This window comes from Pedobacter sp. (genome assembly GCF_045628745.1).
In the GTDB taxonomy this organism is placed as follows: Bacteria; Bacteroidota; Bacteroidia; order Sphingobacteriales; family Sphingobacteriaceae; genus Pedobacter.
In genome coordinates, this window is record NZ_JAZQPU010000028.1 from 1 (window position 1) to 9,520 (window position 9,520).

Consider the following 9,520-nt stretch of genomic DNA (forward strand, 5'->3'; position numbering starts at 1 on the left):
TTCCTGCTTGTCGATGCTGAAAGTAGATACTTCACCGGCAGGGAAAATACCGATAGGGATACCTTTTTGCAATAAATCGAAAGTGGTTTTTAAGCCACTGATGCTTGATGAATGCTGTATATTTTCGAAGGGGTTAACCGCCACAAAAAACTCGTTGAGGTTAGGGATTTTCTTTAAAATAAAGTTAACCATTACCTTAGCCTCCGGCCTTACGGTACATAATAATTTAACCATGGCCAGGCCTTCTACACCGCCATAAGGGTGATTGGCAATGGCAATGAAACCACCTGTTTTAGGGATATTTTTAAGGTCGTTTTCATCAAAGTCGATTTCAACGCCTATGGTTTCTAAAATTTTATCTACAAATTCAAGACCGTTAAAATGCTGGTTTTGAGAGAATACCTTGTTGATGTCGTTTAATTTCATCACTTCCATCAACAGCGCAGCCAGTCCTGGTACGCCTAGCTTATCAATTTTGGTGGCCTTGGCAAATTCAGCAGTACTTATAATTTCCATTAAAGAGTTTTAATAATTCTGATGTTCGCAAAAATAAGCTTTATATTCTTATATTTCAGTAGTACCTTAAAGGGTGATGAGAAAATGGTTAGTAAAGTATTTTGATGTCACCAAAGGAGAATATAATGGCCTGTTGGTCTTGTTTGTGTTGATTATACTCGTTACCATGCTACCTGTGGTCTACCCCTTGCTGCGGCCTTTTAAGCCCGACCTGCGGTTGGCACAGCAAGCCAAAATCTCTTTGGATAGCTTGCTTCAGTTAAAACCTGGCCTTGATCATTCTGCTGATAGGTCTGCTAGGGAAGGGATGAATGCGGCAAATAAGCGCTTCGCTAAAGAAGAAAGACCTTTGCATTTAACAACCTTTGATCCAAATACTACAGATCAGCAGGGATGGGAGGACCTTGGTTTTTCGCTAAAGCAGGCGCAGTCGATTTTGAAATATGTAGCCAAAGGAGGAAAATTTAGAAAACCCGAAGACCTGCAGAAAATGTTTGTGGTGTCTGCTGAGGCTTACCAAAGGCTCCAGCCTTATATTCGCATCAATGCAGCCTTATTCAAAGAACCAGATAAACAATGGCCGGTAGCTCCAGCCTATATAAAACAGCCTGCTACAGTTATCCAGGTAGAAATTAACGGTGCTGATAGCACCGAATTAGAAAAGATAAGGGGTATAGGGCCTGCTTTTGCCAGGCGCATCATCCATTATCGCGAACGCTTGGGTGGCTTTCATAAAAAAGAGCAGCTGATGGAGGTGTTTGGTTTAGATACAGTCAAATTTTCAAGTATCAAAGACCAGGTGTTTATAGATCTTTCTTTAGTTAAAATGGTAAATATCAATACAGTAAAGTATGAAGACTTTAAAAATAATCCATATTTAAGGTATAAGCAAGTAAACGCTATTTTACAGTATAGGGAACAACACGGAAATTATAGTAATTTTGAGGACTTAAAAAAAGTGGCTATTTTATCTCCGGAAACACTGGAGAAATTGCTACCTTACCTATTGTTTACCCCATGATTGAAGCAAAAATAAAAAGTACAGTTAGAGATGTAGCTGATTTTCCTAAACCAGGCATCATCTTCAAAGACATTACACCCATTTTAAAAGATGCACAACTGTGCAGTGAAATTACTGCGGCCCTTGCCTTGCAGTTAAAAGATGTGCAGATAGATGTGGTAGCCGGTATTGAAAGCCGTGGTTTTCTATTCGGCATTTTATTGGCACAAGCCTTAAAAGTTCCTTTTGTACCGATCCGCAAAGCGGGTAAACTTCCTTTTAAAACTATACAACAACATTATACACTGGAGTACGACAGTGCGGTGCTGGAATTGCATGAAGATGCTTTATTAGCCGGACAAAAAGTATTGATCCATGACGATTTGTTGGCTACCGGTGGTACGGTGGTGGCGGCTTCTAAATTAATTGCCAAGCTTGGTGCAGAGGTTTCAGGCTGTTCTTTTATCATAGCACTTGATTTCTTAAATGGCAGAAGCAGGTTGGCTGAATATACGCCAGAAACTTTCGCTTTAGCATCTTATTAATCCAGAAACCGATCAGTAGTTTATTCTTTTCTTGTCGTTAACCCTAAAATATAAAAGATCCTGTATCATGATAAATGGTACGGGATCTTTCTGTTTTAGACAACTTTACGGCATGTAATATTTACCTAATCGGTAAGCTGGCATTTGGAGGGCATTGAGAGGGCCTTCAGTTATCAATCGATATAGGTGGGCCCTACGAAGGCCCTACCAACGCCCTCTAAACGCTATGGAAACTAATAGGTTTATCATACCTTTCAGAAAGTTAATTCCATGAAAGAGGCCGTATCATTTTTCAACGATACGGCCTCTTTCAATTAATAACTTTGTTTTTTAATTTACGTCAAACCATAGTTTGGTAGTCAATAAATCTGCCCCCTGGTTAGCTACGGCAGCCTTGTAACCTTCAGGGTTTAAGGCTTGCTCTGTACCCGGGTAAATAAAGCGTACTGGCATTTTACCGTTTAAAGCACCTGCAACAGCTGGTGTCAATACTGGGTAGTCTAACCTTCTCCATTCGGCAAAAGCCTCTAAGCCCTGGCCAAATAAGGCAATCCATTTCTGGTCGCCGATAGATTTTTTATAGTTCGCTGCATTATATTGTACTTCAGGTTTTGCGGTATAAGCGTTAGTCTCAGTTGTTGATATACCGTATTGTGCTAAAGAAGCTTCCACAGCCTGTTTGTATAAATCGGCAGCATTTTCTGTGGTAAAGCCACGGGCAGCAGCCTCGGCACGGTCAAATAATACTTCAGCATAGCTGATGATGACAGCAGGGGCAGCAGGCGCAAGAAAATAAGCGCCAGGTTTAGAAGTGCGCGTTAAGCCTAAAGCAGCAGCATCTCCCGTTAATAAACCGTTTGGCACACCTGTATACAATTGAGTAGAATCTGCCTTACTTGCATAAACAGGCAAGCGTGGATCATCCAAACTTTTTAGGCGGTCTACCATCGTTTTGCTGATGCGATGGTCATTACGGGTATCAAATATATTACTGACCGGGTTTTGGTTGGGTGAACTTTTGTAAGTCAACTGTGCATTTTCGGCATTGCTGCTAATGAGGTTAGCACCTTCAGCCTGTACACTTGTAAACACTTCTTTTGCCAAAGCCGGTTCGCGGTCGGCAATTCTCAAAGCAATCCTCAATCTTAGTGCATTGGCAAATTTTTTCCATTTAGCGATGTTGTTTGCATAGATCACATCGCCACGGATAGCAGTACCTGTTGGGTTTAAAGCATCTTGCGCAGTTTTTAAATCATTTAACAAACCCAGGTAAACATCTTTCTGGCTGTCATATTTTGGCGCAAGATAGGTTGCAATGTCTCCCGCCTGGGTATAAGGCACATCGCCATAAGCATCTGTTTCCAGGCAAAATACCCAGGAGCGTAGAACTAATGCTACACCTTTATAATTGCTGTTGCCATTAGCTTCAGCAATTTTAAGTATCTGGTTAAGGTTCACAATACTTTTGCTGTAACCTACAGTCCACAGGTCCTGAAAGCTGGTGTTGGGTAAAATATAGCGGTCAGCATCTGTATATTGTATGGCTGCCCAGTGCTGCACAAATAACAAGCTTGAATTCATGTTATTGGCAGTACCCCAATAGGTGTCTGCTGTATTTTTAATAGCTGCAGTTAATAAGAACTCTGGCTGCGCGGTTTCAGAAGCATTGGGATTAACATTAGCTTCATCCAGTGACTTTTTGCAGGAGCTGAACGTTAATAAGAGCAAGCTGGAAAGGAGGAAGGGGATATATTTTGTTTTCATTTTGTTTCAATTAATATTTTAACGTGATAAAGCGATCAGGATTTAGAATTTGAAGTTAAGATTGAAGCCAATCTGACGTACACTTGGTAGTGTTAAATCTTCTAAACCTTGTCCGTTACCGGTGTTAAAAGCAGTTTCTGGGTCTATATTAGGTGCATCTTTATGCAGAATCAATAAGTTTCTGCCTACCAATGATACCGTAGCATTTTGAAAGCCTATAGATTTTACCCATTGCTTTGGCAAGGTATAACCTAATTTGACCTCTCTTAATTTAACATAAGTGGCACTGTAAACAAAATCTTCATCAGCATTGGTTAATGCTTTATAGTAAGATTCTGCAGGCACAATAGTGGTGTTTGGTGATCCGTCTGCCTTTACACCTGGAAAAATAAGACCATCGTCATGAACAGTACCATTGGCACTCGTATAAGTTAAGCCACCATTTTCTGCACCACGACCTGGTAATGTTGTGGCTAGCACACCTGTATAGGTTCCTGTGCTATTGGTACCTGAATAAATCTGGCCACCAATATGTGCATCTACCAACACACTTAAATTCCAGTCTTTATACCTGAAGCTGTTGGTGATGCCGCCTAACCAATCTGCAGGGTATTTACCCAAAATTTTCTTGCTGGGACTGATGGCTGGTGTACCATCGGCTTCCACAATTATTTGTCCTGCTGCATTTCTTTCATAGGCATTACCAAAAATGGTACCATAAGGTTGACCGATAGTAGCCAATACCTGTACTGTTCCATCAGTGCCTAACACAAAACTTTGCACATCTTCGTACAATGATTTTACCTTGCTGCGGTTCAGCGAGTAGTTTAAGCTAATATCCCAGCTGAAATCTGTTTTTTTAATTGGCGTAACGCTCAGCATGGTTTCAATACCTTTATTGTTAATGGTGCCGCCATTAACCAGCTTGCGGCTAAAGCCTGTTGCCGGACTAACATCAAGACTTAAAATCTGGTTGATACTGTTTGAATTGTACAGGCCGAAGTCTAGTCTGATCCTGTTGTCAAAGAAGCCCAGTTCAAGGCCTAACTCCGTCGCTTTAGTGGTCTCTGGTTTCAGGTTGGGGTTCAGGTCTGTGGCATTTAAGTTCTGCTGTGGGTTACCATCAAAGGGTGCCGTAAAATCATAAGTATTGATCAATTGGTAAGGTGTTGCATCTTTACCTACTTTAGACCATCCACCACGAAGTTTAGCATAATTTAAAACATCGCTTTGTATGCCAAAGGCTTCGGTAATGATAAAACTGGCATTTGCTGATGGGTAAAAATAAGAACGGTTGGCTGCTGGCAGGGTAGAGGACCAGTCGTTTCTTGCTGTTAAGTTTAAGTAAGCGTATCTTCTAAAACCAATTTGTGCTGAACTAAAAGCACTGTAAACTTTTTGTTTGCTATAAATATTTGAAGAGATCAGCGGATCCTGTGAATTGCTAAGGGTATATAGTCCGCCTACTGCCAGTTTTGTTGCTTTTTGGTTATTGTTTTCAAAAGTACTGGTTCTGATGTTTCCACCAACTAAAACGTCAAGGTTAAAATCCTGGTTCAGTTGTTTGGTAAAATCTAAACGAGCCTCTGTATTGTTTTCGTTAAAGGTGTAAGCATCTTCTTCATAAGAACCAAAAGGAGTACCATTGGTGCCATAAGCGATTTTGATCTTTCTGCGGTCGGTATAGTAATCGTTACCAGACCTGAAGTTTGCCGAAAGGCCTTCAATAATTTTATAATTCAACTCTACATTACCAATAAGTCGGTTACGCACCTGGCCTACGGTATTTTCATAGGCTAGGAAGTATGGGTTACTGTAATAGCTGTTATTCCAGTTGATGTTGTTGCCCTGGTCATCTTTATATTTTTTCAGTTGGCTCACATCCACTTGTCGGCCAAACCAGGTAAACTGCAACATGGTACTTGTTGCCCTGCGGCCACCAGAACCCGGCAAGTTGTCTGCACTGCTGTTTATATAGTTTGCCATTGCGCCTAAGGTTAACTTAGGTGTTATTTTATAAGTTGTATTCAATAGGAACGAATTCTTAGACTGCGATGAGTTTGGAATTACCCCTGTTTGGTCTAAGTTATTGTAAGAGAAACGCAGGTTATATTTGTCGCTGGCATTGGCAATGGCAACACCATTGTTTAAGGTTACACCCGTATTGAAAAAGTCGCGCACATTATTAGGATGAGCTATGAAAGGAACAGGGACACCGTTTGAATTAAATTGTGGAATTAAACGACCATCTAACCTTGGTCCCCAGCTTTCATCTACACCATCATTTAAACCACCACCTTTACCATCAACATAACTGAATTCACCGTTTGCTCCTTGTCCGAAGGAGTTTTGGTAATCTGGCAGGGTTAATAAGTTTGAAAAAGAAGTGTTGCTGTTAACCGAGATGCCTAAACCCTGGGCACCGGTACCTTTTTTAGTGGTAATCAATACTACCCCGGCAGCAGCCCTTGAGCCATAAAGTGCGGCAGCATTTGGGCCTTTTAAAACACTCATTGATTCTATGTCTTCGGCATTGATGTCTGAAATGGTATTTGCGAAATCCCTTGAGCCAGCATTACCTAAGTTCTGGGTGTTGTCTACAGGTACGCCATCGATCACGAAAAGCGGCTGGTTATTTCCAGAAATGGAAGTTTCTCCACGGATGATGATCCTTGAAGAACCCATATCGCCCTGGCTGTTGGTAATTTGCACACCGGCAACTTTTCCTGATAGGGCGTTGACAAGGTTGGTTTCCCGAGCTTCAGAAAGATCTTTTGATTTAAGTTCCTGTACGGCATAACCTAATGATTTTTTCTCTTTGCTGATGTTCAGCGCCGTTACCACCACTTCGCTGAGGGAGTTAGCGGCCTCTTCCAGCTGTACGGTCAGCACTTTTGTTGCTGCCGTAACCGGAACTTCCTGTTGACTAAAGCCCAGGTAATTTACGGTGAGGATATCGCCAGGTTTGGCAGAGATACTGAATTTTCCATTTTGATCGGTTTGGGTGCCTGTGCGTGTATTCTTAATATATATGCTCACGCCCGGCAGAGGGCCGCCATTAGATTTCTCCGTCACTGTGCCTGAAATAGTGATGGTTTGCGCTGCAACTGGCTGTACCACCAATAGGGACAAGCAGAGTCCAATTACAATTTGGTAAATGTTTTTCATGAAAACTAGTGTTTATTTTACTTTTTGATTAACAATGCACACGGGCTATTATCGCTTATAATGGCCTTTTATTTTTACAAAGCTAGGAATAATCTACTAAACCTATAGATTATTTAACATAATTTGATTTTCTGAGATTTGGCAGACAAAAGGGCTCATTGACTAGCGTAGAAGCCTAATTGAGGTTGATGTCTCGTGCACAGGGAGTTAATGAAAATCATTAAAATTGGCCATGAGCAACACCGTTAATTATTTCACGACAGGGAATTTATATCTTATAAATATATTTACAGCTATGTTAAAACATTGTTGTTAAACATGCGTATTCTTAAATATATATTTACATATATTTATTTGATGGATATCCAGCATGGTGTAACACCCGAAAATTTATAAGGTAAAATGATTTTAAATAAAAAGGACTATAAAGACTATATAGATGCCGATCGAATTGCTTTAGGCAGACAGCCAATGAATTTTACAACTACTTTAAAGGATTATGTACTTCCTGATTATATATGGCGGTTTCAGCGGTTACTCAGAAAGGTAGAGTATTATAAGAATACTAAAGACGCTAATCCCTTAAGGAACATGTATTACCTGTATTTAAGAATCAGGTTTTTAAAACTATCCATTAAACTCAGTTTTACCATCCCAGCGAATGTTTTTGGTCCGGGGCTGGCCATTGTGCATTACGGAACTATTGTGGTAAATGGCAATACCAGGGTAGGGGCTAATTGCAGGATACATGCAAATACCAATATTGGGGAATCTGGCGGAATGTTAGGGGCACCTGTAATTGGTAACAATGTATATATAGCGCCAGGGGTTAAAATTTTTGGAAGAATAAGCATCGCCAACAATACGGCTATTGCGGCCAATGCCTGCGTAGGCAAAACATTTGAACAGGAGAATGTTTTATTGGGTGGCATTCCGGCTAAAGTTTTAAAGGATATCAATATCAAAACTATCATCAAACATATATAAGGAGAATTCCGTCACCTGTATCTTTTCGCTTGGGGAAGATCAGCTGTAATTGCTGAAATCTTAAAAATAAATTGTATTTTGCTGATGAAATTCCATTTATGTAAATTATAGGTGTATTTACTGAAAATGCCATAATTCTAAAATTAGTAAAAAATATTTTTTATTTTTTTTAAGGCCGCTATAAGGCTTTGTTTCCAAAGCTTAACGGTTATTGAACTAAATACCATTTTGTACTACTTTATAAAGAATTTTCTTTGTACAGTTCTTTTAAATTATTGTTTATAATTGTCTAAATTCATTGAATAACATGCAAGCAACGTTAGAAGATTCGTTAGGATATAGCTTTGCTATCTCTGAAAATCAAATGATGATCAGAAGAATGGTAAAAGATTTTGCGGATAAAAATATTCGTCCGCATGTAATGGAATGGGATGAAGCACAACACTTCCCCGTTGAATTGTTTAAACAACTGGGTGAACTGGGGTTAATGGGCGTACTGGTTCCTGAAGTTTATGGAGGTTCTGGGTTTGGCTACCAGGAATATGTTGATGTAATTGTGGAAGTGGCAAAAGTTTGTGGTTCTATAGGACTCTCTGTAGCGGCCCATAACTCTTTATGTACTGGCCATATTCTTGCCTTCGGCAGTGAAGAGCAGAAACAAAAATGGTTGCCTAAACTGGCTTCGGCAGAATGGATAGGGGCTTGGGGTTTGACAGAAGCTAATACAGGTTCTGATGCCTTAAGAATGATGACCACCGCCACCCTTGATGGTGATGAATACGTAATCAATGGCGCAAAAAACTGGATTACCCATGGTAAATCTGGTGATATTGCTGTCGTAATGGTGCGCACAGGTGAATCTGGCAATGCCAAAGGAATTTCTGCCATTGTGGTAGAAAGAGGTACACCGGGTTTTTCTGCTGGTAAAAAAGAGAATAAACTGGGCATGCGTGCTTCGGAAACCACAGAAATGATCTTTGACAATTGCAGGGTGCCTAAAGAAAATCTCCTGGGCAATGTTGGTGAAGGGTTTAAGCAAGCCATGAAAGTTTTAGATGGTGGAAGAATATCTATTGCCGCACTGGCATTAGGGATTGCCAAAGGTGCTTATGAAGCAGCGCTGGCTTATGCTAAAGAACGCCATCAATTTGGACAACCAATAGCTAGCTTCCAGGGTATAAGTTTTAAACTGGCTGACATGGCTACAGAAATTGAAGCTGCAGATTTATTAATCAGACAGGCAGCGGACATGAAAAACCGCGGAATGAAAATGACGAAGGAATCCGCTATGGCGAAATACTATGCTTCTGAGGTTTGTGTTAGGGCCGCTACAGAAGCTGTACAGATTTTTGGAGGCTATGGTTATACAAAAGATTTCCCTGTAGAGAAGTTTTACCGTGACAGTAAATTATGTACCATCGGAGAAGGAACTTCTGAAATACAAAAGATTGTTATTGCAAGAGAAGTATTAAATACATAACTTGGAATAATATTTAAACCGCATATTCTAACCAAATATATTTATTTCAAGACCGGAAAG

Annotated in this window: 6 protein-coding genes and 1 pseudogene; 4 read left to right on the top strand and 3 right to left on the bottom strand. The window is 40.3% G+C overall.

Annotated elements, in window-relative coordinates; translation table 11 throughout:
- Positions 1-516 (bottom strand): annotated as a pseudogene (locus ACR2F7_RS01255) (lysophospholipid acyltransferase family protein); the annotation flags it as partial.
- 76 nt (positions 517-592) lie between these two features.
- Between ACR2F7_RS01255 and ACR2F7_RS01260 the strand changes: the two are divergent.
- Positions 593-1,537 (top strand): ComEA family DNA-binding protein, encoded by a 945-nt coding sequence (locus ACR2F7_RS01260; protein WP_432711797.1) that lies wholly within the window; start codon positions 593-595, stop codon positions 1,535-1,537.
- Positions 1,534-2,061: an adenine phosphoribosyltransferase gene (locus ACR2F7_RS01265; protein ID WP_432711798.1), complete on the top strand. Its 528-nt coding sequence runs from the start codon at positions 1,534-1,536 to the stop codon at positions 2,059-2,061. The genes ACR2F7_RS01260 and ACR2F7_RS01265 overlap by 4 nt, the downstream gene beginning before the upstream one ends.
- 330 nt (positions 2,062-2,391) lie before the next feature.
- On the opposite strand, the gene ACR2F7_RS01270 is transcribed toward ACR2F7_RS01265, so the two are convergent.
- A complete protein-coding gene (locus tag ACR2F7_RS01270; RefSeq protein ID WP_432711799.1) occupies positions 2,392-3,825 on the bottom strand; it encodes a SusD/RagB family nutrient-binding outer membrane lipoprotein in 1,434 nt (477 codons plus the stop codon).
- Positions 3,826-3,867: 42 nt separating this feature from the next.
- The gene (locus tag ACR2F7_RS01275; RefSeq protein WP_432711800.1) at positions 3,868-6,993 is read right to left on the bottom strand and encodes a SusC/RagA family TonB-linked outer membrane protein; all 3,126 of its coding nucleotides are present in this window, start codon (positions 6,991-6,993) and stop codon (positions 3,868-3,870) included.
- A gap of 402 nt (positions 6,994-7,395) precedes the next feature.
- Between ACR2F7_RS01275 and ACR2F7_RS01280 the strand changes: the two genes are divergently transcribed.
- The gene (locus ACR2F7_RS01280) at positions 7,396-7,980 is read left to right on the top strand and encodes a hypothetical protein (RefSeq protein WP_432711801.1); all 585 of its coding nucleotides are present in this window, start codon (positions 7,396-7,398) and stop codon (positions 7,978-7,980) included.
- A 307-nt stretch (positions 7,981-8,287) separates the two neighbouring features.
- Positions 8,288-9,460, top strand: a complete 1,173-nt coding sequence (locus ACR2F7_RS01285) for an acyl-CoA dehydrogenase family protein (protein ID WP_432711802.1) — start codon at positions 8,288-8,290, stop codon at positions 9,458-9,460.
- The last annotated feature ends 60 nt before the right edge of the window (positions 9,461-9,520 follow it).

What these genes read in the sequence shown, in the direction of transcription:
- ACR2F7_RS01260 (WP_432711797.1), top strand. Translation starts at nt 593, where the DNA reads ATGAGAAAATGGTTAGTAAAGTATTTTGATGTCACCAAAGGAGAATAT.
- ACR2F7_RS01285 (WP_432711802.1), top strand. Translation starts at nt 8,288, where the DNA reads ATGCAAGCAACGTTAGAAGATTCGTTAGGATATAGCTTTGCTATCTCT.
- ACR2F7_RS01265 (WP_432711798.1), top strand. Translation starts at nt 1,534, where the DNA reads ATGATTGAAGCAAAAATAAAAAGTACAGTTAGAGATGTAGCTGATTTT.
- ACR2F7_RS01280 (WP_432711801.1), top strand. Translation starts at nt 7,396, where the DNA reads ATGATTTTAAATAAAAAGGACTATAAAGACTATATAGATGCCGATCGA.
- ACR2F7_RS01275 (WP_432711800.1), bottom strand. Translation starts at nt 6,993, where the DNA reads ATGAAAAACATTTACCAAATTGTAATTGGACTCTGCTTGTCCCTATTG.
- ACR2F7_RS01270 (WP_432711799.1), bottom strand. Translation starts at nt 3,825, where the DNA reads ATGAAAACAAAATATATCCCCTTCCTCCTTTCCAGCTTGCTCTTATTA.